This window comes from Klebsiella terrigena, assembly GCF_006539725.1.
Taxonomy (GTDB): Bacteria; Pseudomonadota; Gammaproteobacteria; order Enterobacterales; family Enterobacteriaceae; genus Klebsiella; species Klebsiella terrigena.
In genome coordinates this window covers 48,877-72,321 of sequence record NZ_BJNO01000027.1, presented here as the reverse complement: position 1 = coordinate 72,321, position 23,445 = coordinate 48,877, and the positions used below count along the sequence as shown (strand labels likewise).

Annotated in this window: 19 protein-coding genes and 6 tRNA genes; 6 read left to right on the top strand and 19 right to left on the bottom strand. The window is 55.7% G+C overall.

Annotated features, from left to right (window positions below; all coding sequences use genetic code 11):
* Positions 1–82: 82 nt before the first annotated feature.
* From RTE01_RS23035 to nagB, 11 genes are all read right to left on the bottom strand, one after another.
* Positions 83–157: transfer RNA gene (locus RTE01_RS23035), tRNA-Gln, on the bottom strand.
* Positions 158–202: 45 nt separating this feature from the next.
* A tRNA-Met gene (locus RTE01_RS23030) sits at positions 203–279 on the bottom strand.
* A gap of 21 nt (positions 280–300) precedes the next feature.
* Positions 301–375, bottom strand: a tRNA-Gln gene (locus RTE01_RS23025).
* Positions 376–412: 37 nt separating this feature from the next.
* A tRNA-Gln gene (locus tag RTE01_RS23020) sits at positions 413–487 on the bottom strand.
* Positions 488–509: 22 nt separating this feature from the next.
* A tRNA-Leu gene (locus RTE01_RS23015) sits at positions 510–594 on the bottom strand.
* 10 nt (positions 595–604) lie between these two features.
* Positions 605–681 (bottom strand) — tRNA-Met (locus RTE01_RS23010).
* A gap of 227 nt (positions 682–908) precedes the next feature.
* Complete coding sequence (asnB, locus tag RTE01_RS23005; RefSeq protein ID WP_041144597.1) at positions 909–2,573, bottom strand: asparagine synthase B; 1,665 nt, start codon at positions 2,571–2,573, stop codon at positions 909–911.
* Between the two features lie 278 nt (positions 2,574–2,851).
* Positions 2,852–3,604, bottom strand: coding sequence for an HAD-IIA family hydrolase (locus RTE01_RS23000; protein ID WP_041147548.1), 753 nt, complete (start codon positions 3,602–3,604; stop codon positions 2,852–2,854).
* A 52-nt stretch (positions 3,605–3,656) separates the two neighbouring features.
* Positions 3,657–4,877, bottom strand: coding sequence for a DNA-binding transcriptional regulator NagC (gene nagC, locus RTE01_RS22995; protein WP_115193317.1), 1,221 nt, complete (start codon positions 4,875–4,877; stop codon positions 3,657–3,659).
* Between the two features lie 8 nt (positions 4,878–4,885).
* Positions 4,886–6,034 carry an N-acetylglucosamine-6-phosphate deacetylase gene (gene nagA, locus RTE01_RS22990; protein ID WP_115193316.1) on the bottom strand — a complete coding sequence of 383 codons (1,149 nt, stop codon included), beginning with the start codon at positions 6,032–6,034 and terminating at the stop codon, positions 4,886–4,888.
* Between the two features lie 141 nt (positions 6,035–6,175).
* Positions 6,176–6,976: a glucosamine-6-phosphate deaminase gene (gene nagB / locus RTE01_RS22985; RefSeq protein ID WP_041144600.1), complete on the bottom strand. Its 801-nt coding sequence runs from the start codon at positions 6,974–6,976 to the stop codon at positions 6,176–6,178.
* Positions 6,977–7,288: 312 nt separating this feature from the next.
* Between nagB and nagE the strand changes: the two genes are divergently transcribed.
* The 4 genes from nagE (at position 7,289) to chiQ (ending at position 13,309) form a co-directional block, all read left to right on the top strand.
* A complete protein-coding gene (gene nagE / locus RTE01_RS22980; protein ID WP_115193315.1) occupies positions 7,289–9,241 on the top strand; it encodes a PTS N-acetyl glucosamine transporter subunit IIABC in 1,953 nt (650 codons plus the stop codon).
* Between the two features lie 178 nt (positions 9,242–9,419).
* Positions 9,420–11,087: a glutamine--tRNA ligase gene (gene glnS, locus RTE01_RS22975; protein WP_041144602.1), complete on the top strand. Its 1,668-nt coding sequence runs from the start codon at positions 9,420–9,422 to the stop codon at positions 11,085–11,087.
* 438 nt (positions 11,088–11,525) lie between these two features.
* The gene (gene chiP, locus RTE01_RS22965) at positions 11,526–12,929 is read left to right on the top strand and encodes a chitoporin ChiP (RefSeq protein ID WP_076944938.1); all 1,404 of its coding nucleotides are present in this window, start codon (positions 11,526–11,528) and stop codon (positions 12,927–12,929) included.
* 47 nt (positions 12,930–12,976) lie between these two features.
* Positions 12,977–13,309, top strand: a complete 333-nt coding sequence (gene chiQ, locus RTE01_RS22960; RefSeq protein ID WP_041144604.1) for a ChiQ/YbfN family lipoprotein — start codon at positions 12,977–12,979, stop codon at positions 13,307–13,309.
* Positions 13,310–13,361: 52 nt separating this feature from the next.
* On the opposite strand, the gene tcuC is transcribed toward chiQ, so the two are convergent.
* The 8 genes from tcuC to ybfF all read right to left on the bottom strand — a co-directional run bounded on the left by tcuC (position 13,362) and on the right by ybfF (position 21,016).
* Positions 13,362–14,657 (bottom strand): tricarballylate/proton symporter TcuC, encoded by a 1,296-nt coding sequence (tcuC, locus tag RTE01_RS22955; protein ID WP_115193314.1) that lies wholly within the window; start codon positions 14,655–14,657, stop codon positions 13,362–13,364.
* A gap of 55 nt (positions 14,658–14,712) precedes the next feature.
* Complete coding sequence (tcuB, locus tag RTE01_RS22950) at positions 14,713–15,852, bottom strand: tricarballylate utilization 4Fe-4S protein TcuB (protein WP_076944940.1); 1,140 nt, start codon at positions 15,850–15,852, stop codon at positions 14,713–14,715.
* Complete coding sequence (gene tcuA, locus RTE01_RS22945) at positions 15,839–17,242, bottom strand: FAD-dependent tricarballylate dehydrogenase TcuA (RefSeq protein WP_041144607.1); 1,404 nt, start codon at positions 17,240–17,242, stop codon at positions 15,839–15,841. Before tcuA ends, tcuB begins: the two co-directional genes overlap by 14 nt.
* Before the next feature lie 97 nt (positions 17,243–17,339).
* The gene (gene tcuR, locus RTE01_RS22940) at positions 17,340–18,266 is read right to left on the bottom strand and encodes a tricarballylate utilization LysR family transcriptional regulator TcuR (protein ID WP_134525415.1); all 927 of its coding nucleotides are present in this window, start codon (positions 18,264–18,266) and stop codon (positions 17,340–17,342) included.
* Positions 18,267–18,395: 129 nt separating this feature from the next.
* Positions 18,396–18,842: a ferric iron uptake transcriptional regulator gene (gene fur, locus RTE01_RS22935; RefSeq protein ID WP_071844897.1), complete on the bottom strand. Its 447-nt coding sequence runs from the start codon at positions 18,840–18,842 to the stop codon at positions 18,396–18,398.
* A 292-nt stretch (positions 18,843–19,134) separates the two neighbouring features.
* Positions 19,135–19,665, bottom strand: a complete 531-nt coding sequence (gene fldA / locus RTE01_RS22930; RefSeq protein WP_148250773.1) for a flavodoxin FldA — start codon at positions 19,663–19,665, stop codon at positions 19,135–19,137.
* A 150-nt stretch (positions 19,666–19,815) separates the two neighbouring features.
* Positions 19,816–20,109, bottom strand: coding sequence for a LexA regulated protein (ybfE, locus tag RTE01_RS22925; RefSeq protein WP_041144611.1), 294 nt, complete (start codon positions 20,107–20,109; stop codon positions 19,816–19,818).
* Positions 20,110–20,242: 133 nt separating this feature from the next.
* On the bottom strand, positions 20,243–21,016 hold the full coding sequence (ybfF, locus tag RTE01_RS22920) for an esterase (RefSeq protein ID WP_134525416.1): 774 nt from the start codon (positions 21,014–21,016) through the stop codon (positions 20,243–20,245).
* A 183-nt stretch (positions 21,017–21,199) separates the two neighbouring features.
* Here ybfF and seqA point away from each other — a divergent pair, with 183 nt between their 5' ends.
* Both seqA and pgm read left to right on the top strand, forming a co-directional pair.
* Positions 21,200–21,748 (top strand): replication initiation negative regulator SeqA, encoded by a 549-nt coding sequence (gene seqA / locus RTE01_RS22915; protein ID WP_041144613.1) that lies wholly within the window; start codon positions 21,200–21,202, stop codon positions 21,746–21,748.
* Between the two features lie 33 nt (positions 21,749–21,781).
* Positions 21,782–23,422 carry a phosphoglucomutase (alpha-D-glucose-1,6-bisphosphate-dependent) gene (pgm, locus tag RTE01_RS22910; protein WP_041144614.1) on the top strand — a complete coding sequence of 547 codons (1,641 nt, stop codon included), beginning with the start codon at positions 21,782–21,784 and terminating at the stop codon, positions 23,420–23,422.
* The last annotated feature ends 23 nt before the right edge of the window (positions 23,423–23,445 follow it).

Sequence of the window (23,445 nt, the reverse complement as noted above, 5' to 3'; positions counted from 1 at the left end):
GAATGCTGGTATCAGAAACCAGAGCCTTACCGCTTGGCGATACCCCAACGGGTGCGTTCACAAGTGAACGACTTTTTTAAATTGGCTGGGGTACGAGGATTCGAACCTCGGAATGCTGGTATCAGAAACCAGAGCCTTACCGCTTGGCGATACCCCAACAATTTTTTTGGATTTATCGAACTGAATCAATAATTCCTTTATATGGTGGCTACGACGGGATTCGAACCTGTGACCCCATCATTATGAGTGATGTGCTCTAACCAGCTGAGCTACGTAGCCAAATCTTATCACATTCTTCGATGGCTGGGGTACCTGGATTCGAACCAGGGAATGCCGGTATCAAAAACCGGTGCCTTACCGCTTGGCGATACCCCAATAACCGTCGCGGTGAACCGCTAACCTCGAAGAAATATGGCTGGGGTACCTGGATTCGAACCAGGGAATGCCGGTATCAAAAACCGGTGCCTTACCGCTTGGCGATACCCCATCCGTGCAACGCTTTCGGTGAATGGTGCGGGAGGCGAGACTTGAACTCGCACACCTTGCGGCGCCAGAACCTAAATCTGGTGCGTCTACCAATTTCGCCACTCCCGCAAAAAAAAGATGGTGGCTACGACGGGATTCGAACCTGTGACCCCATCATTATGAGTGATGTGCTCTAACCAGCTGAGCTACGTAGCCATCTTTTTTTTCGCGTTACCTTATCGGCGTTGCGGGGCGCATTATGCGTATTGGGCCTGCGAGCGTCAACCTCTTTTTCAAGGAAAATCGCTGGAATGTGACTGTTTGGTTAGGTTGCGAGCAGCGTGGTGTAATAATCGGCAATTATTGGTTATTTATCGCTTTTAACCCGTAAATAAAGACATAAAAAAACGGACCCCGCGGGGTCCGTTTGTCGTCTGACTCGATTATTTATAGGCCGACTGGTGCACGCCTACCGCGCGTCCTGACGGATCGTTCATGGTTTTGAACGTTTCATCCCATTCGATCGCTTTAGCCGAAGAGCAGGCGACTGACGGGCCACCGGGGACACACTCCGCGGCGCTCGGCAGCGGGAACAGCTCTTCGAAGATTTCACGGTACAGATACGCCTCTTTCGACGACGGCGTGTTGTACGGGAAGCGGAAGGCGGCGGTTTCCAGCTGCTGATCGGAAATCTGCCCGGCCGCCACTTCTTTCAGCGTATCGATCCAGCTGTAGCCAACGCCATCTGAGAACTGCTCCTTCTGGCGCCACGCCACGCTTGCCGGCAGGTAGGATTCAAAGCATTCGCGCAGGATATGCTTTTCCATTTTGCCGTTGCCGCACATCTTATCCTGCGGGTTGATGCGCATGGCGACGTCGAGGAACTGCTTGTCGAGGAACGGCACGCGGGCTTCGACGCCCCACGCGGACATCGCTTTGTTCGCACGGGCGCAGTCAAACATATGCAGCGCCTGCAGTTTGCGCACGGTTTCTTCATGCAGCTCTTTGGCGTTTGGCGCTTTGTGGAAATAGAGATAGCCGCCAAAGACCTCATCTGAACCTTCGCCTGATAGCACCATTTTGATTCCCATCGCTTTGATTTTACGGGACATCAGGTACATCGGGGTCGACGCACGGATGGTGGTCACGTCGTAAGTTTCGATGTGATAAATCACGTCGCGAATGGCGTCGAGACCTTCCTGCACGGTGAAGTGGATCTCGTGGTGCACGGTGCCCAGATGGTTTGCCACTTCCTGCGCGGCTTTCAGATCCGGCGATCCGACCAGGCCGACGGCAAAGGAGTGCAGCTGCGGCCACCAGGCTTCACTACGCTCCTGATCTTCGACGCGACGGGCGGCAAACTTTTTGGTGATTGCGGAGATGACCGAAGAGTCCAGGCCGCCGGAAAGCAGCACGCCGTAAGGAACGTCGGACATCAGGTGGCTTTTCACCGACTCTTCCAGCGCCTGACGCAGCTCGTTTTTATCGGTCACGTTGTCTTTTACCGCGTCGTAATCAAACCAGTCGCGCTGGTAATACTCGCGGATTTCGCCATCTTTGCTCCACAGGTAGCTGCCGGCCGGGAACTCTTTAATGGTGCGGCACACCGGAACCAGCGCCTTCATTTCTGATGCGACGTAGAAGTTACCGTGCTCGTCGTGACCCATATACAGCGGAATGATGCCGATATGGTCGCGGCCGATCAGGTAAGCATCCTGCTCGCTGTCGTACAGCGCAAAGGCAAACATGCCCTGCAGATCGTCAAGGAAGGCCGGGCCTTTTTCCTGATACAGCGCGAGGATGACTTCGCAGTCTGAACCGGTCTGGAAGGCATAGCGGTCGCCGTATTCTGCGCGCAGCGCCTGGTGGTTATAAATTTCGCCGTTCACCGCCAGGGCGTGGGTTTTTTGTTGGTTATACAGCGGCTGAGCGCCGGCGTTAACGTCAACGATAGAGAGACGTTCATGGACCAGAATGGCTTTATCGCTGGCGTAGACGCCGGACCAGTCCGGCCCGCGGTGGCGCATCAGGCGGGAAAGCTCCAGTGCCTTTTTACGCAGTTCTACCGCGTCAGTTTTAATATCCAGTACGCCAAAAATTGAACACATAGCCTTCTCCGTTACCCTGTCGTATTTGATGTTGTGCAGACGTCGTCTTGTTGCGAGGTCTTAGTGCGTGTTTAAGAAAATGCCGCAAAGGAGAGGGCGGTGCAAGGGATTTACGGGGGCAACAGGAAAAAACGCAATTGTGATTGTTGAATATTAAAAAAAGAACATGTTTTGAGCGACTTTATTGATGAATATTCAAAAATAAGCCGCTTTCATTAGATGGCAGCTTTTCATTGCGGGCGAAAAATGAAAAACCACGTCCCGGGACGTGGTTTGGCTTAGAAAATATCGATTTCGGCCACCGATGGATAGATCCACGACGGTCGGAACGGCAGGCTGTCGATGTCGTCAAGCGTCGAGACGCCGGACAGCACGAGGATCGTTTCCAGGCCGGCCTGGAAGCCCGCCAGAATATCGGTACGCAGGTTATCGCCGACGATGACGGTTTGCTCGGAGTGGGCCTGCATCTTGTTCAGCGCGGAGCGGATAATCCACGGGCTCGGCTTGCCGACGTAAAACGGCTTGCGGCCGGAGATCTTCTCAATCCCCGCGCACAGCGCGCCGCAGGCCGGGTAGAAGCCGCGGCCGTGGGTGTCCGGATTGGTGGCAATAAAGCGCGCACCGTTTGCTACAAAGAAGGCCGCCTTGTGCATCATCTCCCAGTTAAAGGAGCGGGTCTCGCCGACGATGACAAAATCCGGGTTGACGTCGGTGATGGTGAAGCCCGCCTTATAAAGCTCGTGGATCAGCGCGCCTTCGCCCACCACGTAGGCTTTTTTCCCCTCCTGACGGCGCAGAAAGTCGGCGGTCGCCATGGCTGAGGTGTAAAAGGCGCTATCCGGGACGTCAATGCCCGCCGTGGCGAAGCGGTTGGCCAGGTCCTGGCCGGTCTGAGACGGATAGTTGGTCAACATCACCAGCGGCATCTCTTTTTCGAGAATGCGTTTGATAAATTCAGCAGCGCCCGGTACGGCCACATTGTCGTGCATCAGCACGCCGTCAATATCACAAATTACGTTTTGAATGGTCATGGACAGTCCGACATCGTTGAAGAAAGGCACAAATGGGTGAACAAAAAACAGGCTAACTTTCCAGCAGGCGCTGGAGCAGGATCCCGTTGAGCATCGCGCGTTTCACCAGCGCAAAGGCGCCGATCGCCGAACGATGATCGAGCGTGGATCGCACCACCGGCAGATTTTTGCGAAACGCTTTTAGCGCCTGGGCGTTAATGCAGCCTTCGATGGCCGGGAGTAAAACCTTTTCGGCTTCGGTGATTTCGCCGGCGATCACCACCTTCTGCGGATTGAACAGGTTAATGGCGATGGCAATGGTTTTTCCCAGGTGGCGGCCGACGTGTTCGATAACCTCGCAGGCCAGGGTATCGCCCTTATTGGCGGCTTTGCAGATGGCTTTAATATTGCACTCGTCCAGGCTAAGGCGACTCTGGTAGCCCTGTTCCAGCAGATGGCGCACCCGCTGTTCGATGGCCGCATTGGCGGCGACGGTCTCCAGGCAGCCGAAGTTGCCGCAGTGGCAGCGCTCGCCGAGCGGGTCGACCTGGATGTGGCCTATCTCACCCACGTTACCGTTGCGGCCGATAAAAATGCGGCCGTTGGAGATAATTCCCGCCCCTGTGCCGCGGTGGACGCGCACCAAAATAGAGTCTTCGCAGTCCTGGCTTGCGCCAAAGTAGTGCTCCGCCAGCGCCAGGCTGCGGATATCATGGCCGACAAAACAGGTCACTTTAAAGCGTTTTTCCAGCGCCTCTACCAGGCCCCAGTTCTCAACCTGAATATGCGGCATGTAGCGAATGACGCCGCTTTCCGGATCGACAAGGCCGGGTAAAATGACCGAGATAGCGATGAGCTCACGGATCTTGCGCTGGCAGCGTTCGCTAAAGGCGGCGATGATGTTCAGCAGCGCGTGCTCGAGGGTTTCCTGCGTGCGTTCCGGCAGCGGGAAGTGCTCTTCTTCCAGCGTCTTGCTGCTTAAATCGTACAGGGTCAGGGTGGCGTCGTGGCGGCCGAGGCGTATGCCAATGGCCTGGAAGCTGCGGGTCTCGGCAATAATGGAGATGGCGCGGCGGCCTCCGGTGGAGGCCTGCTGATCGACTTCTTTGATCAGCCCGCGTTCAATCAGTTGACGCGTGATTTTAGTCACGCTGGCAGGGGCAAGCTGGCTTTGTTCCGCGATCTGAATGCGCGAGATGGGGCCATGCTGGTCAATCAGGCGGTACACGGCCGCGCTGTTCAGCTGTTTTACGAGATCAACGTTACCAATTTGAGCATGTCCGCCTGCTGTCATACTTTTACTTACTCAGTGACGACCTCGTTACCATTAACGATGGTCTTGATGATTTTATAGTCGCGGGTAAAGGCGGTCAGGTTAGCGACCATTCCCGGCGCAATGCTGCCGAGTTGCTTTTCCACGCCAATGGCACGCGCAGGGTAGAGGGTTGCCATACGCAACACTTCTTCCAGCGCGATACCGCAATGTTCAACGAGATTACGCACGCCTTCAATCATGGTCAGCGAAGAACCACTGAGGGTACCGTTTTCATCTACGCACAGTCCGTTACGGTAGTATATTGTTTTACCAGCAAAAATGAACTGCTCAATATTGGCACCCGCCGGCGCAGTGGCATCGGTCACGAGGCACAGCTTGTCGCCCTTCAGGCGCTTCGCATTGCGTACGTTAGCATAATCAACGTGCATACCGTCGACGATAATACCGCAGTAAACGTCCGGCTCGTCAAAAATAGCGCCCGCCAGGCCCGGCTCGCGTCCGGTTATATACGGCATGGCGTTATAAAGATGGGTTGCGAAAGTGATGCCCGCGCGGAAACCGATTTTGGCTTCCTTGAGGGTGGCGTTGGAGTGCCCTGCGGAGACGACAATTCCGGCGTCGACCAGTTGGCGAATCACTTCTGGCCCGACGCGCTCCGGGGCAAGGGTCACCTTGGTGATGACATCGGCATTTTCGCACAGGAACTCCACCAGCGCGGCGTCCGGTTTACGCACGTAGTCCGGGTTGTGGGTCCCTTTTTTGACGATGTTCAGCCACGGGCCTTCAAGATGCAGGCCCAGCGCCTGGTTAGGATATTTTTGCAGGTACTCGCGCATGACGCGCACGCCCTGTTTCATCAGATCGTCGCTGGAAGTGATAAGCGTTGGCAGATAGCTGGTGCAGCCGGAGCGTTCGTTGGCCTTCTGCATGATTTCCAGCGTTTCGACGGTCACCGCATCCGGGCTGTCGTTAAACTGCACGCCGCCGCAGCCGTTCAGCTGGACGTCGATAAAACCGGGGGCGAGAACGGCGCCGTTGACCGAGCGTTGCTCAATCTCGGACGGTAAATCAGCCAGTGAACAGATCCGTTCGATAAGGCCATCAGCGATAACTATCGCATGGTCATCCAGAATTTCATGACCGGTATAGATCCGGCCTTGGGTTAATGCATACATACGACCCCCGGTTTACGCACGCTTTTCTTCAAGCCGGTCTGATGAGCAGACCGTAAACTGGCCGTTTTGCTGCCGGCTGAATGATGGCGTGCATCAAAAAAAAGAAATGTCCCGCGGGGGTAGCCGCAGGACGGGACCAGATTACAGCCCTTTGACGTTTTCGGCTTCTAATTCGTTGAAGTATTTCAGCGTCTTCACTTTCAGTTCCATGGTGGACGGCTCGTCGCAAACCACCACGGCTTTCGGGTGCAGTTGCAGACAGGTAATGGTCCACATGTGGTTGACGTTGCCTTCTACCGCCGCCTGCAGCGCCAGCGCTTTCTGATGGCCCAGCACCAGAATCATCACCTCTTCGGCATCCAGCAGGGTGCCAACGCCCACGGTCAGCGCATATTTCGGCACCAGGTCAACGTCGCCGTCGAAGAAGCGGGAGTTTGCCACGCGGGTGTCATGGGTCAGCGTTTTAATGCGGGTACGGGAAGCCAGAGAAGAAGCCGGCTCGTTGAACGCGATGTGACCGTCGTTACCCACGCCGCCCATAAACAGGTTAATTTTGCCGTAGGAGCGGATTTTCTCTTCATAGCGACGACATTCTGCATCGATGTCTGGCGCATTACCGTTGAGCAGGTTAATGTTTTCTGCCTGAATATCAACGTGATCAAAGAAGTTGCGGTGCATAAAGCTATGATAGCTCTCCGGATGCTCCTTCGGCAGGCCAACGTACTCATCCATGTTGAAAGTGACAACGTGTTCGAAGCTAACCTGGCCCGCTTTGTGCATCTCAACCAGAGCTTTGTAGGCGGTAAGAGGTGTACCACCGGTAGGCAGACCCAGTACAAACGGACGGTCCGCAGTCGGTTTGAACGCATTGATGCGGTTAACGATGTGGCGAGCAGCCCATTTACCTACTTGTTCAGCTGTTACCAGGGGAATCAGTCTCATTCTTCACCTCTATAGTTAAATTAGAACCTGGCGGATTGGCGCCAGTACTCTATGAAGAGTATTGCAGTAACTACGCCGACCGGCTCAATCCGTGTTGATTTTTTGAATGATAAAATAAGTTTTCGTTGTTAGCCAGTCCAGGGGAGGGGTTAATACGATATTTGGTGATTATAGTCACAAAAAATACGCGTTTAATTTGCGATACGAATTAAATTTTCACACACTTTGCGGGTAAGTTAAAAAACTGACCTTTTTACACAATAAAAAAATGGCTTTGAGTGAGCCTCATCGGGGTCTCATAGGGGGAATAAGATGAATATTTTAGGTTTTTTCCAGCGGCTAGGTAGGGCGTTACAGCTCCCTATCGCCGTGCTGCCTGTCGCAGCGCTGCTGCTGCGATTCGGTCAACCCGATCTGCTTAACGTGCCGTTTATCGCGCAGGCAGGCGGGGCAATCTTTGATAACCTCGCGCTGATTTTTGCGATCGGCGTGGCGTCCAGCTGGTCTAAAGACAGCGCCGGCGCGGCGGCGCTGGCCGGTGCGGTAGGTTATTTCGTATTAACCAAAGCAATGGTCACCATCAACCCAGAAATTAACATGGGCGTGCTGGCGGGGATCATTACCGGTCTGGTTGCCGGTGCCGTCTATAACCGCTGGTCCGGCATCAAGCTGCCTGACTTCCTGAGCTTCTTCGGCGGGAAACGTTTTGTTCCTATCGCGACCGGCTTCTTCTGTCTGGTGCTGGCGGCCATCTTCGGCTACGTCTGGCCTCCGGTACAGCACGCTATTCACGCCGGCGGCGAGTGGATCGTTGCCGAGGGCGCGCTGGGTTCTGGTATCTTCGGTTTCATCAACCGTCTGCTGATCCCAACCGGCCTGCATCAGGTGCTGAATACCATTGCCTGGTTCCAGATCGGTGAGTTCACCAACGCCGCAGGCGCGGTCTTCCACGGCGACATCAACCGCTTCTACGCCGGTGACGGCACCGCGGGGATGTTCATGTCCGGCTTCTTCCCGATCATGATGTTCGGTCTGCCGGGTGCGGCGCTGGCGATGTACTTCGCTGCGCCGAAAGAGCGTCGTCCGATGGTTGGCGGTATGCTGCTGTCCGTGGCTATCACCGCGTTCCTGACCGGTGTGACCGAGCCGCTGGAATTCCTGTTCATGTTCCTGGCTCCGCTGCTGTACCTCCTGCACGCCGTCCTGACCGGCATCAGCCTGTTTGTGGCCACGTCGCTGGGTATTCATGCGGGCTTCTCCTTCTCCGCAGGGGCCATTGACTACGTTCTGATGTACAGCCTGCCGGCAGCCAGCAAAAACGTCTGGATGCTGATTGTCATGGGCGTGGTGTTCTTCTTCATCTACTTCCTGCTGTTCACCGCGGTTATCCGCATGTTCAACCTGAAAACGCCGGGTCGTGAAGATAAAACTGACGACGTGGTGACTTCGGAAGCCAACAGCAACACCGAAGAGGGTTTGACCCAGCTGGCTACGCAGTACATTGCGGCCGTCGGCGGGACTGACAACCTGAAAGCGATTGATGCCTGTATTACCCGTCTGCGTCTGACCGTTGCGGATTCCGCGCGCGTTAACGATGCGGCCTGTAAACGCCTTGGCGCTTCCGGCGTGGTTAAGCTGAACAAACAAACCATCCAGGTTATCGTCGGTGCGAAAGCAGAGTCGGTCGGTGATGAGATGAAAAAAGTGGTTGCGCGCGGCCCGGTAGCCGCCACCGCCGCTGCAACCGACAGCGCGCCTGTCGCCGCTGCGGCTGCAAAACCGCAGGCCGTGGCTAACGCCAAAACCATCGCCGCGCTGGTTTCGCCGATTACCGGTGATATCGTGGCGCTGGAGCAGGTTCCGGACGAAGCGTTCGCCAGCAAAGCCGTCGGTGACGGCGTGGCGGTGAAACCGACCGATAAGATAGTGGTCTCCCCGGCTGCGGGTACCATCGTTAAGATCTTCAATACCAACCACGCGTTCTGTCTGGAAACGGAAAACGGCGCGGAAATCGTTGTCCATATGGGCATTGATACCGTCGCGCTGAACGGCCAGGGCTTCAAGCGCCTGGTGGAAGAGGGCGCGGAAGTGAAGGCAGGTCAGCCGATTCTGGAGATGGATCTGGACTTCCTCAACGCGAACGCCCGGTCGATGATTAGCCCGGTAGTCTGCAGCAACAGCGACGATTACAGCGCGCTGGTGATTCAGGCGAGCGGTAAAGTTGTCGCCGGCCAGACGCCACTGTATGAGATTAAAGGCAAGTAGGGCTCCTGAGTAGAGTTTATGCCTGTGCGGCGGGGGGAAACCTCCGCCGCTTTTTTTTGCAGCAAATGACCCCATAATCTCCTTCAGATACGTATTTTCAGTAACTAATAGTTGTCTCCACGTCCTGCTTGTAAGATCATGTCCCGTTATACGTTGTTTACGCTTTGAGGAACCCACGATGAGTGAGGCAGAAGCCCGCCCAACTAACTTTATTCGTCAGATCATCGATGAAGATCTGGCTACTGGTAAGCACACCACCGTTCATACGCGCTTCCCGCCGGAGCCGAACGGTTATCTGCACATTGGCCACGCGAAATCAATTTGCCTGAACTTCGGCATTGCTCAGGATTATCAAGGTCAATGCAACCTGCGCTTCGATGACACCAACCCGGTGAAAGAAGATATCGAATACGTTGAGTCGATTAAAAACGACGTGCAGTGGTTAGGTTTCCACTGGTCCGGGAAAGTTTGCTACTCGTCTGATTATTTCGATCAGCTGCACAGCTACGCCGTTGAGCTGATCACTAAAGGTCTGGCCTACGTTGACGAACTGTCGGCGGAAGAGATCCGCGAATACCGCGGCTCGCTGAAGGCGCCGGGCAAAAACAGCCCGTACCGCGATCGCAGCGTAGAAGAGAACCTGGCGCTGTTTGAAAAGATGCGCGCCGGTGGTTTTGCCGAAGGTAAAGCCTGCCTGCGTGCGAAAATCGATATGGCCTCGCCGTTTATCGTCATGCGCGATCCGGTGCTGTACCGCATTAAGTTCGCCGATCACCATCAGACCGGCAGCAAGTGGTGCATCTACCCGATGTATGACTTTACCCACTGCATCAGCGATGCGCTGGAAGGTATTACGCACTCTCTGTGTACGCTGGAGTTCCAGGACAACCGTCGCCTGTACGATTGGGTGCTGGATAACATCAGCATCCCGGTTCACCCGCGCCAGTACGAATTCTCGCGCCTGAATCTCGAATATACCGTGATGTCCAAGCGCAAGCTCAACCTGCTGGTGACCGACAAGCACGTTGAGGGCTGGGACGATCCGCGTATGCCGACGATTTCCGGCCTGCGTCGCCGCGGCTATACCGCCGAATCGATTCGCGAATTCTGTAAGCGCATCGGCGTGACCAAACAGGACAACACCATTGAAATGGCGTCGCTGGAATCCTGCATTCGTGAAGATCTCAACGAAAACGCCCCGCGCGCGATGGCTGTTATCGATCCGGTAAAACTGGTTATCGAAAACTATCCGCAGGGCGGCAGTGAAAATGTGACCATGCCGAATCATCCGAGCAAGCCGGAAATGGGCAGCCGCGACGTGCCGTTCAGCGGTGAAATCTGGATCGATCGCGCAGACTTCCGTGAGGAAGCCAACAAGCAGTACAAGCGTCTGGTGCTGGGCAAAGAGGTTCGCCTGCGCAACGCCTACGTGATCAAAGCCGAGCGCGTAGAGAAGGATGCAGAGGGCAATATCACCACCATCTTCTGCACCTATGATGCCGATACGCTGAGCAAAGATCCCGCTGACGGCCGCAAGGTCAAGGGCGTTATCCACTGGGTGAGCGTGGCGCACGCGCTGCCGGTAGAAATTCGCCTGTATGACCGTCTGTTCAGCGTGCCGAATCCGGGCGCCGAAGAGGACTTCCTTGCCGTAATGAACCCTGAATCGCTGGTTATCAAGCACGGCTTTGCCGAGCCGAGCCTGGCGCAGGCGCAGGCCGGTAAGGCGCTGCAGTTCGAGCGTGAAGGCTACTTCTGCCTCGACAGCCGCTATGCTACCGCTGACCATCTGGTGTTCAACCGCACCGTTGGCCTGCGCGATACCTGGGCGAAGATCGGCGCATAACCCCGCGTCCCTGCTTCGTCAGCAAAAACGCCGCCTCCCGCGGCGTTTTTTATTTCCGTCTTTCGCGGCCGAATCTGGTTATTTTCGCGATGCGAATTAATCTTGTTTACAACCTGTAATATATCCCGCCTGGCCCGTCGGCGATTATCGCGTAAAAAACCGCTGTAAGCGTTTTCATTTCCCGTTTTATCCTGATTTTGCAAACACTTCCGTACTAAATCTACGAAATTTAAGGCTGTAACAAAAAGACATAGAATATGTGCGCTTTGTCATAATCTTAAGCTTTGATCGGCGAAAGAGATTGATAATTCGCGTCACGAAAAATAGTCTATCCATAGTGGATTTGCGGACTTTTCCGCACCGCTTTTTAGCAGTCTTATTTATTTTTCGCGGCTTGCCCTTGGCTCCGCGTTTTAAAACGTCAAAGAGGATATGCACATGCGTACGTTTAGTGGCAAACGTAGTACGCTGGCGCTGGCTATTGCCGCCGTCACCGCGATGTCGAGCTGGATCGTTGTTCCGCAGGCCAGCGCAGCAGGTTTTATTGATGATTCCACATTAACCGGCGGTATCTATTACTGGCAGCGTGAGCGCGATCGTAAAGACGTCACCGACGGCGATAAGTACAAAACCAACCTTTCGCATTCAACCTGGAACGCCAACCTGGACTTCCAGTCCGGCTATGCCGCCGATATGTTTGGTATCGACGTGGCGGCCTTTACCGCCATTGAAATGGCGGAAAGCAGCGAAAGCGGCCACCCGAACGAAATTGCCTTCTCCTCTAGAAATAAAGCCTACGACGAAGATTACTCCGGCGATAAGAGCGGGATCAGCCTCTATAAAGCGGCGGCAAAATTTAAGTATGGCCCGACGTGGGCGCGCGCTGGCTACATTCAGCCAACCGGGCAAACGCTGCTGGCTCCGCACTGGAGCTTTATGCCTGGCACTTATCAAGGTGCTGAAGCCGGAGCCAACTTTGATTACGGCGATTCCGGCGCGCTGAGTTTCTCCTATATGTGGACGAACGAATACAAAGCGCCGTGGCACATTGAGATGGATGATTTCTACCAGAACGATAAGAAGACGAAAGTCGATTATCTGCACTCTCTGGGCGCCAAATATGATTTTAAAAACGACCTCGTGCTGGAGGCCGCGTTTGGCCAGGCTCAGGGGTATATCGACCAGTATTTTGCGAAGGCCAGCTACAAATTTGACGTTGCCGGTACCCCGTTAAACACCAGCTATCAGTTCTACGGCACCCGCGATAAGGTCAGCAACGGCGGCGCCAACGATATTTACGACGGCACCGCCTGGCTGCAGGCGCTGACCTTTGGCTACAAGGTTGCCGACGTGCTGGACCTGCGTCTGGAAGGTACCTGGGTTAAGGCCGAGGGCCAGCAGGGCTACTTCCTGCAGCGCATGACCCCAACCTACGCCTCCTCTAACGGCCGCCTGGACGTGTGGTGGGATAACCGCTCCGACTTTAACGCCAACGGCGAAAAGGCCGTGTTCTTCGGCGCGATGTACGACATGAAAAACTGGAATATGCCGGGCTGGGCGTTTGGCGCGTCTTACGTTTACGCATGGGATGCGAAACCGGGCAAAATGGCGACGCCTGACGCGTACTACAACGCGGACAAACGTCTGGAAGAGTCGGCCTATAGCCTCGACGCCATGTATACCGTGCAGGACGGCCGGGCAAAAGGAACGCTGTTCAAACTCCACTTCACTCAGTACGACAACCACTCCGACATTCCAAGCTGGAGCGGCGGTTACGGCAACATCTTCCAGGATGAGCGTGACGTGAAGTTTATGGTTATTGCCCCGTTCACTATTTTCTGATGCCGCAGCGGCGGGCGTAAGCCTGCCGCCAGCCTGTGAGGTTGATTATGAAAAAGCTATTGCTCATCGCCATCATGGCATCGGGTCTGGTGGCCTGTGCGCAGTCACCGGCGCCAAAAGAAGACACTAAGTTGAAGGATGCCTACAGCGCCTGCATCAATACGGCAGAAGGGAATCCGGATAAAGTTCAGGCCTGCCAGAGCGTGCTGAACGTTCTTAAAGAGGATAAGCAGCACCAGCAGTTCGCCACCCAGGAAAGCGTGCGGGTACTGGATTATCAGCAGTGTATCCTGGCAACCCGCACCGGGAACGATCAGGCGGTCAAAGCCCGCTGCGACCAGATCTGGAAAGAGATCCGCAGCAATAATACGACGCAATAAAACGGGTGACAGAGTGAAAGCGGGCGGAGCATTATCTCCGCCCGTTTGCATTTCAAAGTTTGTTTTCCGCCGGTTGATAATGGCGGCTTAGACGAACAAACAGCATCGCCGTGGCGGCGAGCCCACACAGTGCGGCGCACATCAACCACCATCCCGGAGAGCTCTTATCGCCGGTCATCTGCACCAGCGCGGTAGAGATTGCCGGCGTCAGGCCGCCGAAAATGGCGGTGGCGAGGCTAAACGCAAGCGAAAAGCCCACGGTACGCACATACACAGGCATCACCTCGGTGAGTGCGGCAACCATCGCGCCGTTGTACATGCCAAAAAAGAAGGAGAACCAGAGCAGCACCAGCGTCATACGCGTGAAATCCGGCGCGGCGGTAAGCCAGTTCATTACCGGCCACGTGGTGAGCAGCGCAAGTACGGTAATGCCCATCAGCACCGGGCGGCGCCCGATGCGATCGGAAATTGCCCCGCCGATCGGTAACCAGATAAAGTTAGAAATGCCAACCAGCATAGTGACAATCAGGCTATCCCGCGCGCTGAGGTGCAAAACCGTTCTTCCGTAGGTTGGGGTATAGACGGTAATAAAATAAAAAGTGGTTGTCGTCATCGCCACCAGCAGGGTGCCGGCGGCGATGATGCGCCAGTTTTTAGCTATAGTGGTAAAAATCTCCCGGGTGTCGGGACGGTGAGTGCGCTGTAAAAAGGCTTCCGTTTCCTGGAGCGAGCGGCGTAAAACAAAAATCAGTGGAATAATCATGCAGCCAATGAAAAATGGGATTCTCCAGCCCCATTCGGAAATCTCATCGTGGCCCAACGTGGCGTTCAGGCCATAGCCAATCAGCGCGGCAAAGACAATCGCCACCTGCTGGCTGGCGGACTGCCAGCTGGTATAGAAGCCTTTATTTCCCGGCGTGGCGATCTCAGAGAGATAAACGGAAACCCCGCCCAGCTCCACGCCAGCGGAGAATCCCTGTAGCAACCGTCCCAGTAAAACTAACGCAGGCGCCAGGATGCCGATGGTTTGATAGCCGGGAACCAGGGCTATCAGCAGCGTGCCGCAGCCCATGATCGCCAGGGTCACCATCAGCCCTTTGCGTCGGCCGATTCTGTCGATGTAGGCGCCCAGCACGATTGCTCCGATGGGACGCATCAAAAAACCGGAGCCAAAAACGGCAAAGGTCAACATCAATGCGGCGAACTCACTCTCCGCCGGGAAGAAGGTCTTCGCGATATAGGTGGCGTAAAAACCGAACAGAAAAAAGTCGAACTGTTCGAGGAAATTACCGCTGGTCACACGCAGTATGGCGCCGAACGTTCCGGCACGCGATGTGGGTTGAGTCATTGGGTTTGCTCTCCATTGTCTTTATCTTGTATTTATAGAGGTAAGAGTGTGCGGGTTAGTCGCCAGCGACCCCCGTTTGCTTTCCGCGCCGCTTCTCAATCGCCCACTTGAGTAAAGAAGCACAGCGGTAAAATCCGTGGGCAAATTTTCCGTAAGGGATAGTCAAAAAAAGTGCCATGACCACGCCAAGATGGATGGCGAGCAGAATCCCCATCCACGATGTCTCTCTTCCCGCCAGCAGTCCGAGGCCAGTCAGGCTGGTCAGCAATAACAGCAATATAAATCCGCGATCCATCGGCTTCTGCCGCGAGTCGCCATGCAGCGCCGAGCGTTTTAGATTCAGCCACAGCAGGCCCAGCGGGCCGACAACAAGACCGATGCCGCCCAGCGTGCCGAGGATCACCGGAACGCTGAAAAAGGGGTAGGGTGCTTCCCAACCGGCGAAGTAGTGATATCCCGTCGCCACCAGGGTGGCGGCGAAGCAGAGCATGAAGCCGTAGAAGGTGCAGTGGTGAAAGCGGCGGCGCATTAACGTGAAGGCATCATCGGCTTCGTTACAGCCCTTACCGTGCCCGCCATCAAGATATTTCAGCGTCAGCGCGTTGTGGGAGGCCTCGGCAATCTCTGCGGAGCGCGGCGTGCCGGGAGAGATCTCTCGCCAGAAGCGGATAACGCCCGTCATAAGTAAACCGATCGCCAGAATGAACACCGAACCAAACATCCACGCCAGCAGGCTGTGCGGGAAGATTTGGTAGAAATCACCCGCTAAGGGTGGGTGGAGCAGCGAACCTTTCAGCCCCATCGCGAGGAGCAAAAAGAGAATCAGGCCCAGGACCAGCGCCAGCGTAACGGTCACGCCCGCCCGGCGGTACAGCGCGCCGAAAGCGGCCGGCTGGGCATAGTGTTGATATGTTTCCAGCCGCACTTCTGCCATCGCCTTCGGCACGTTAATCGCAAACTCATGCGGCGACGCGTACTGGCAGGCATGCAGACAGGCACCGCAGTTATGGCACAGGTTTGCCAGATAATTGATATCTGCTTTCCCGAACTCAAGGCGCAGGGTCATCGCCGGGAACACCGCGCAAAAGCCCTCGCAATAGCGGCAGGCATTACAAACCTGCATCACCCGTTCGACTTCCGCTTCCGGTTCGGTGAGAATCTGCGCCTCGATGATTAATTTCTCAAGCGGCTTCATGGCGTGCCTCCTGACGTGCGGCCAGCGCGGCCTGTTCTCCGGCGATACGCCCAAAGGTGGTCCCGATCGACATGCCGACGCCTGCGGTATAGCCCTTACCAAGCACGTTACCTGCCATCATCTCGCCGGCCACAAACAGATTGCGGCTTGGCTGTCCGGCGAAGTGAACCGCCGCATGTTCATTCACTTTCAGCCCCAGATAGGTGAAGGTGATCCCCGGCCTCAGGGCATATCCGTAGTAAGGCGGAGTATCAATAGGCCGCGCCCAGTGAGTTTTTGGCGGCGTCAGGCCTGACGTCGCGCAGTTATCGAGGGTGGTATGATCGAATTGCCCTGGCCGGCAGGCTTGATTGTATTGATTCACCGTGCGGGTAAAGCGCGCGGCATCCAGACCTAGCTGGCGGGCCAGCTCTTCCAGGGTATTAGCCTGCGCCCCAGGGAAAACCGGCGGCATAAAGTGGCCGATGGCTTTACTGTCGATAATGGAAAAACCAATTTGCCCCGGCTGGTGGGCGACAAGACGTCCCCAGATGGCGTAACGCTTCGGCCAGAAATCTTCACCTTCATCATAAAAGCGATCCGCATCACGGTTAACCACCACGCCTAGCGAGACGCAGTCCACGCGGGTACAGATGCCACCGTCATACAGCGGCGCTCTGGCATCAATCGCCACGCAGTGCGACTGAGAAGGATCGCCGATAATATCCGCACCGGCGTCAATCATAAATTTGAGCAGCACCCCCTGATTAAAGCGGGTGCCGCGAATGAGGAAGTTATCGGCAGGCCACTCGCCGCGGTCGTTTTCACCCCAGGCCTCACGGAGCCATTGGCGGTTGGATTCGAAACCTCCGGCAGCAAGCACGCAGGTTTTGGCAGCAATGCGCTCCTCTCCCGCCAGGGCTGCGACAAACCTGCCGTTACGAAGCTCAAGCGCCTGCACCGGCGTATCGTAACGGATTTGCACGCCCAGCCTTTCCGCGCTGCGGTAGTAGGCATTCATCAGGGCCTTGCCTCCACCCATAAAAAAGGCGTTGGTGCGCGCCACGTGCAGCGCTCCGGAGAGGGGAGGCTGAAAGTTAACGCCGTGCTGGCGCATCCAGTCACGGCAGCGTGAAGAGGTACGGATCACCAGACGCGCCAGCGCTTCATTGGTATTCCCTTCGGTGACTCGCCAGAGATCTTGCCAGAACTCCTCTTCGGTATAGCTATCCACCAGCACATCCTGCGGCGCATCGTGCATGCAGCGCAGATTGCGGGTATGTTGGGAATTTCCCCCGCGCCATTCGCGAGGGGCTGCCTCCAGCAACAGCACCGACGCGCCTGCTTCGCGGGCGGTTAAAGCGGAACATAACGCAGCATTGCCTCCGCCAATCACCAGTACATCAACCATCGTAGACTCCATTACTCTTTAACTAATTGTTAAATTTGTAATTGGAATGTATACGCTGGGGCTGTGCGGGCGCTATGCTGCGTAGCTAAAGAGGGCTTTAGTTAGCGTAAAGGGTCGCTCCCGGCCAGCTGCCTGCATCCACCAGTTGGCGCATGACTTTGCTAAGCACCACGCGGGCGGCAAGACCTGCCGGGGTGAGCTCATCGTCAGACAGGCTAACCAAAAAGTTGGGGCGACTGAGTATCGGGTTGTGGACGCCGATCACTCTCAGCGCTTCTTTATCAAGATGGGAAATGGCGGCCCCGGGCTGCAGGGTGGCCCCAAGACCGCTGCGCACGGCGTGCATCAGTAGAGTCAGGCCATCAATTTCAGCGGCAATATCCAGCTTGATGGCGTGTTCCTGGCCGATCGCCTCCAGCCTGCCACGCAGGCCGTGGCCCTGGCTGGGCATAATTAAGGGAATGTTTGCCAGCTGAGAGGGGGAGATGGCGTCGTCGGCGATATCGGCCAGTACGGCGTAGGTGCCAATCAAAAATAGCCGTTCTTCGAGGATCGGTCTGGCGCTCCAGCGCAGGATTTTCTCCTTCTGGAAAACGACGGCTAAATCAATCTGGCGGGTGTTGATCATCCGCTCCAGGTTGCCGGAGAGACTTTCCACGACGTGCAGGCGAACATCGGCATAGCTTTCCCGCATCGCGTTAATAAAAGGCATCCCCAGTATCGACGCGGTGCTGGGTGCCATACCGACGCTGACGTGCCCGGACAGGCGAGCTTCGCGGGCAGCCAGGATCGCATCATCGGCATGGCGTAGCGCCAGCTGCGCCTGAAAGTAAAAGGCCAGGCCGGCGCTGGTGGGCGTGACGCCGCGCGAGGTACGCTGGAGCAGGCGAATCGAGAGTTCACTTTCCAGGCGCGTCATTTGCTGACTGAGCGCTGAGACGCCAATATTGAGATCCAGCGCGGCGCTGCCCATGCTGCCGGTTTCCACAATACGAACGAAGTAACGTAGCTGACGAAGTTCCATGTCGATTCTCGGGGTCAGGCGGGAAGGGATTTTACATTAAAGCAACATCGCGGAGGAGGGAATATGGCGCGGCGAATTCAGCGTATAAAAAAAGCCAACCGTCCGGTTGGCTTTCCTGCTGGCATCACATTACTTGGGGTCGTGCGCGTGTTCATTTTCGCGGCAGTCGCCTTCAGCACAGTGACCGTACAGGTACAGGCTGTGGTTGGTCAGGCGGATACCGTGACGGTGGGCAATTTCACGCTGACGCGCTTCGATGGAGTCATCGCTGAATTCGATCACTTTGCCACAATCGAGGCAAATCAGGTGATCGTGATGATGCTGCTGCGTCAGTTCGAAAACGGATTTACCGCCTTCAAAATTATGGCGGGTAACAATGCCGGCATCATCAAACTGGTTCAGTACGCGATAAACGGTAGCCAGACCGATCTCTTCCCCCATATCGATCAGGCGTTTGTATAAATCTTCCGCGCTGACGTGATGGTTATCCGGCCCCTGCAGCACTTCCAGAATTTTTAATCGTGGAAGTGTGACTTTCAGGCCAGCCTTCTTCAATGCGGTATTGTTGTCAGTCATGCGGAATCTGTCCTGTTGCTAAACGATCTACTTCCATTAGCGGAAGTAATACAGAGAATCACCCGATGTAACGCGTCTCATTATAGAACTGCCATGATGAAATGAAAACCGCAAGCATCGAGCCTTGTATGCTGTCAAAAACGAGGCACACGCTACAAACTGTGTCACGTCTCCTCGTTAAATCAGAGGACATTGTACAGATATGTGATTAAAAGTTAAAAACTTGTAGCTATTAGTTTTATTGCTTTTACCTATTAATACGACGATACCCGAAGGTATCGCCGTTTAACCATCAGGCGTTTTTGATTTCTTCGAGATGCAGTTCTTCAGAAATCTGCTTAACCCATTTCTCAACGCGCTCGTTGGTCAGCTCAGGCTGACGGTCTTCATCGATAGCGAGACCGACGAAATGGTCGTCATCGGCGAGACCTTTAGAGGCTTCGAAATGGTAGCCCGCCGTTGGCCAGTGGCCGACGATGGTTGCACCGCGCGGTTCGATGATGTCGCGAATGGTTCCCAGCGCATCACAGAAGTATTCAGCATAGTCTTCCTGGTCACCGCAGCCAAACAGGGCGACCAGCTTACCGTTGAAGTCGACCTCTTCCAGCGTCGGGAAGAAATCATCCCAGTCACACTGCGCTTCACCGTAGTACCAGGTTGGGATGCCCAGCAGCAGAATGTCATGACCCTGCAGGTCTTCTTTGCTGCTTTTGGCAATGTCGTGAACATCAGCAACGTCTTTACCGAGCTGCTTTTGGATCATTTTTGCAATATTTTCGGTGTTGCCGGTGTCGCTGCCAAAAAAGATGCCGATGATTGCCATGAGTAAAATAACCTCTTGAAACTTAATGATGTGGTAGTGGCGTAATGCCCGCAGATAACGGCAATCATAGCAGAACAGGGAAGGGCGCGGAAACAGCAATCACACCCGACTGCACACTCTGCTACATGAAAGTGTTGTTTTTGAGGTTTCTCAGACTTTACCCTGGCTATGCAGGGCTGCCAGCTGGTTCATCAACATCTCTTCAATCAGATCGCTACGGTTCATGTTGCGGGCATCAGCTAGCTCATTGAGCGCATCAACCGCTTCAGCGTTGAGCTTGAGCTCCACGCGCTTTAAACCGCGAACTTTGTCACGTTTAAGCTGGTTGCGTTTATTGATGCGCAGCTGCTCGTCGCGCGAAAGCGGATTGGTCTTTGGTCTACCCGGGCGACGCTCGGTTGCGAACAAATCTAATGTCGTACGGTCCGTTTGTTCTTTTGCCATGATTCAGAGTGACTTCGGGGAAACGAGTTGTCGGGCCATTGCCGACACAGATAGCGCGCCATAATACATCAGGCGAACCGCTGCGCCAACGACCGCGGGCATTCTGCGGCGCGGTCGGGCAGTTTTTAGCCAGTTAGGCCGCTAAAGAGGAGAGATATCGGCGAATTGCGCGCAGTACCGCCTCCGGTTTCTCCGCATGGACCCAATGGCCCGCGCCGGCAATCACGTGCGCGCGGGCCTGGGGGAACTGCGCCAGCAGCGCGTCGCGATACTCATCGGACACGTAGGGAGAGTTGCCGCCCGGGATAAACAGGACCGGATGCGGCCAGGCGGGAACCGGCTGCCAGCCAACGATATGGCTATATTGATCCCACAGGACCGGTACGTTAAACCGCCACTGGCCGTCAACGAAGGACTTCAGCAGGAACTGAATCACGCCCTCTTCCTGCAGGTGCTCGCGCATGACCGCCGCCGCCTGCTGGCGGGTTGCGGCGCCGGCGGCGGTCACGGCGTTGATGGCGGCAAAGATTTCGTCGTGGCGGCGGACGTGATAATCCACCGGCGCGATATCGATAGCCACCAGGCCGTCGATGCGTTCCGGCGCGAGGGCGCTAAGCGCCATCACCGCTTTACCGCCCATTGAGTGGCCGATAAAGATCGCTTTTTCCAGCTGCAGGTCGTCAAGGGTGTCGAGCAGATCCTGAGCCATCGCGGCGTAGGTCATCTGCGGATCGCGCGGGGAAAGACCGTGATTGCGCATATCGACCTGCAGGATATCGTAGTCGGCGACCAGGTCGCGTGCGAGGATACCCAGGTTATCAAGGCTGCCAAACAGACCGTGAACCAGGACGACAGGGGAATTATTGTGCGGATTTTGTGCAGATTGCGCGCGGCTATTTAATTTCATGGCAAAGTTCTTTTTTTCGCTCCGTCGGGTTAGGGTATTATGTTGGACATTCTGCCATCCGGCTGCAAGACCCAGAGCTATCTGAGTTTTACCGCCATCCTGGTTTGACGCTTTCCGCGGTTAGGATTTGTCCTTATAATCCTGACAACTTGTATTCAGAATAAGATATCGCACTGGATTAAGATGAAAACAATTGAAGTTGATGATGATCTCTATCGCTATATTGCCAGCCACACCCAGCATATTGGTGAGAGTGCATCCGACATTTTACGGCGCATGCTGAAATTTTCCGCCGCTTCCCAGACTGCCACTGCCGTTGCGAAAGCCGCACCGGCGCCGGCGCCGACCGCCGTTGTTGAGGTCAAGCCCGTTAACCCGGTGAAGGATAAAGTCCGCGCCGTGCGCGAACTGCTGTTATCTGATGAATACGCCGAGCAAAAGCGCGCGGTAAACCGTTTTATGCTGGTGCTGACGACGCTCTACTCGCTGGACAGCAAAGCGTTTGCTGCGGCCACCGAGTCTCTGCACGGGCGTACGCGAACCTATTTCGCTGAAGATGCCCGCATCCTGCTGAAAAGCGGCAATCAGACCAAGCCTAAGCAGGTCCCCGGCACGCCGTGGTGGGTGATCACCAATACCAATACTGGCCGTAAATGCAGCATGATTGAACATATCATGCAGTCAATGCAATTCCCTGCGGAGTTGATTGAGAAGGTTTGCGGCACGATCTAGCTTTATTCACCTTTGCATCAGAAGGATCAGGCAATGGCAATCGATAAGCGTGCGGGGCAGCCTGCACAACAGAGTGATTTGATTAACGTCGCCCAGCTGACTGCCCAGTACTATGTACTGAAGCCGGAAGCAGGCAACGCGGAGCATGCGGTGAAGTTCGGGACCTCTGGCCATCGCGGCAGCGCAGGTCGCCATAACTTCAACGAGCAGCATATTCTGGCGATTGCTCAGGCGATTGCGGAAGATCGCGCGAAGAACGGCATTACCGGTCCATGCTACGTCGGTAAGGATACCCACGCGCTCTCCGAGCCGGCCTTTATTTCCGTACTGGAAGTACTGGCGGCTAACGGTGTTGATGTGATCGTGCAGGAAAACAACGGCTTCACCCCGACGCCGGCGATTTCCAACGCCATTCTGGTGCACAACAAAAAGGGTGGTCCGCTGGCGGATGGCATCGTAATTACGCCGTCGCATAACCCGCCGGAAGATGGCGGTATCAAGTACAACCCGCCGAACGGCGGTCCGGCTGATACCAACGTCACCAAGGTGGTGGAGAACCGGGCTAACGAACTGCTGGCTTCCGGCCTGCAGGGCGTGAAGCGCATCTCCCTCGATGCCGCTCTGGCCTCCGGCCACGTGAAAGAGCAGGATCTGGTTCAGCCGTTTATTGAAGGTCTGGCCGATATCGTCGATATGGCGGCGATTCAAAAAGCGGGCCTTAAGCTTGGCGTCGATCCGCTGGGCGGCTCCGGGATTGAATACTGGAAACGCATCGCCGAGTACTACAAGCTGAATCTGACCATCGTTAACGATCATGTCGATCAAACCTTCCGCTTTATGCACCTGGATAAAGACGGCGCTATCCGTATGGACTGCTCGTCCGAGTGCGCGATGGCCGGCCTGCTGGCGCTGCGCGACAAGTTTGATCTGGCCTTCGCCAACGATCCGGATTACGACCGTCACGGCATCGTAACCCCGGCCGGACTGATGAACCCGAACCACTATCTGGCGGTGGCGATTAACTATCTGTTCCAGCACCGTCCGCAGTGGGGCAAAGAGGTTGCCGTCGGCAAAACGCTGGTCTCTTCGGCGATGATCGACCGCGTGGTCGGCGATCTTGGCCGTAAGCTGGTGGAAGTGCCGGTGGGCTTTAAGTGGTTCGTTGACGGCCTGTTTGACGGCAGCTTTGGCTTCGGCGGTGAAGAGAGCGCGGGCGCTTCGTTCCTGCGTTTTGACGGCACGCCGTGGTCTACAGATAAAGACGGGATCATCATGTGCCTGCTGGCCGCGGAAATCACCGCTGTCACCGGTAAAAACCCGCAGCAGCACTATGATGAGCTGGCCGCACGCTTCGGTGCGCCGAGCTATAACCGCCTGCAGGCATCGGCAACCTCCGCGCAAAAAGCGGCGCTGTCGAAGCTGTCGCCGGAGATGGTCAGCGCAAGCACGCTGGCGGGCGATCCGATCACCGCTCGCCTGACCGCCGCGCCGGGTAACGGTGCGTCGATCGGCGGTCTGAAGGTGATGACCGACAACGGCTGGTTTGCCGCCCGTCCGTCAGGCACGGAAGACGCCTACAAGATCTACTGCGAAAGCTTCCTCGGCGAAGAACATCGCAAGCAGATTGAGAAAGAGGCGGTAGAAATTGTCAGCGAAGTGCTGAAAAACGCCTGATAGCCTGGTGAACCCTCTCCCGA

Excerpts from the sequence above, each read along its gene's own strand:
- asnB (WP_041144597.1), bottom strand. The coding sequence starts at position 2,573 with ATGTGTTCAATTTTTGGCGTACTGGATATTAAAACTGACGCGGTAGAA.
- RTE01_RS23000 (WP_041147548.1), bottom strand. The coding sequence starts at position 3,604 with ATGACCATTCAAAACGTAATTTGTGATATTGACGGCGTGCTGATGCAC.
- nagC (WP_115193317.1), bottom strand. The coding sequence starts at position 4,877 with ATGACAGCAGGCGGACATGCTCAAATTGGTAACGTTGATCTCGTAAAA.
- nagA (WP_115193316.1), bottom strand. The coding sequence starts at position 6,034 with ATGTATGCATTAACCCAAGGCCGGATCTATACCGGTCATGAAATTCTG.
- nagB (WP_041144600.1), bottom strand. The coding sequence starts at position 6,976 with ATGAGACTGATTCCCCTGGTAACAGCTGAACAAGTAGGTAAATGGGCT.
- nagE (WP_115193315.1), top strand. The coding sequence starts at position 7,289 with ATGAATATTTTAGGTTTTTTCCAGCGGCTAGGTAGGGCGTTACAGCTC.
- glnS (WP_041144602.1), top strand. The coding sequence starts at position 9,420 with ATGAGTGAGGCAGAAGCCCGCCCAACTAACTTTATTCGTCAGATCATC.
- chiP (WP_076944938.1), top strand. The coding sequence starts at position 11,526 with ATGCGTACGTTTAGTGGCAAACGTAGTACGCTGGCGCTGGCTATTGCC.
- chiQ (WP_041144604.1), top strand. The coding sequence starts at position 12,977 with ATGAAAAAGCTATTGCTCATCGCCATCATGGCATCGGGTCTGGTGGCC.
- tcuC (WP_115193314.1), bottom strand. The coding sequence starts at position 14,657 with ATGACTCAACCCACATCGCGTGCCGGAACGTTCGGCGCCATACTGCGT.
- tcuB (WP_076944940.1), bottom strand. The coding sequence starts at position 15,852 with ATGAAGCCGCTTGAGAAATTAATCATCGAGGCGCAGATTCTCACCGAA.
- tcuA (WP_041144607.1), bottom strand. The coding sequence starts at position 17,242 with ATGGTTGATGTACTGGTGATTGGCGGAGGCAATGCTGCGTTATGTTCC.
- tcuR (WP_134525415.1), bottom strand. The coding sequence starts at position 18,266 with ATGGAACTTCGTCAGCTACGTTACTTCGTTCGTATTGTGGAAACCGGC.
- fur (WP_071844897.1), bottom strand. The coding sequence starts at position 18,842 with ATGACTGACAACAATACCGCATTGAAGAAGGCTGGCCTGAAAGTCACA.
- fldA (WP_148250773.1), bottom strand. The coding sequence starts at position 19,665 with ATGGCAATCATCGGCATCTTTTTTGGCAGCGACACCGGCAACACCGAA.
- ybfE (WP_041144611.1), bottom strand. The coding sequence starts at position 20,109 with ATGGCAAAAGAACAAACGGACCGTACGACATTAGATTTGTTCGCAACC.
- ybfF (WP_134525416.1), bottom strand. The coding sequence starts at position 21,016 with ATGAAATTAAATAGCCGCGCGCAATCTGCACAAAATCCGCACAATAAT.
- seqA (WP_041144613.1), top strand. The coding sequence starts at position 21,200 with ATGAAAACAATTGAAGTTGATGATGATCTCTATCGCTATATTGCCAGC.
- pgm (WP_041144614.1), top strand. The coding sequence starts at position 21,782 with ATGGCAATCGATAAGCGTGCGGGGCAGCCTGCACAACAGAGTGATTTG.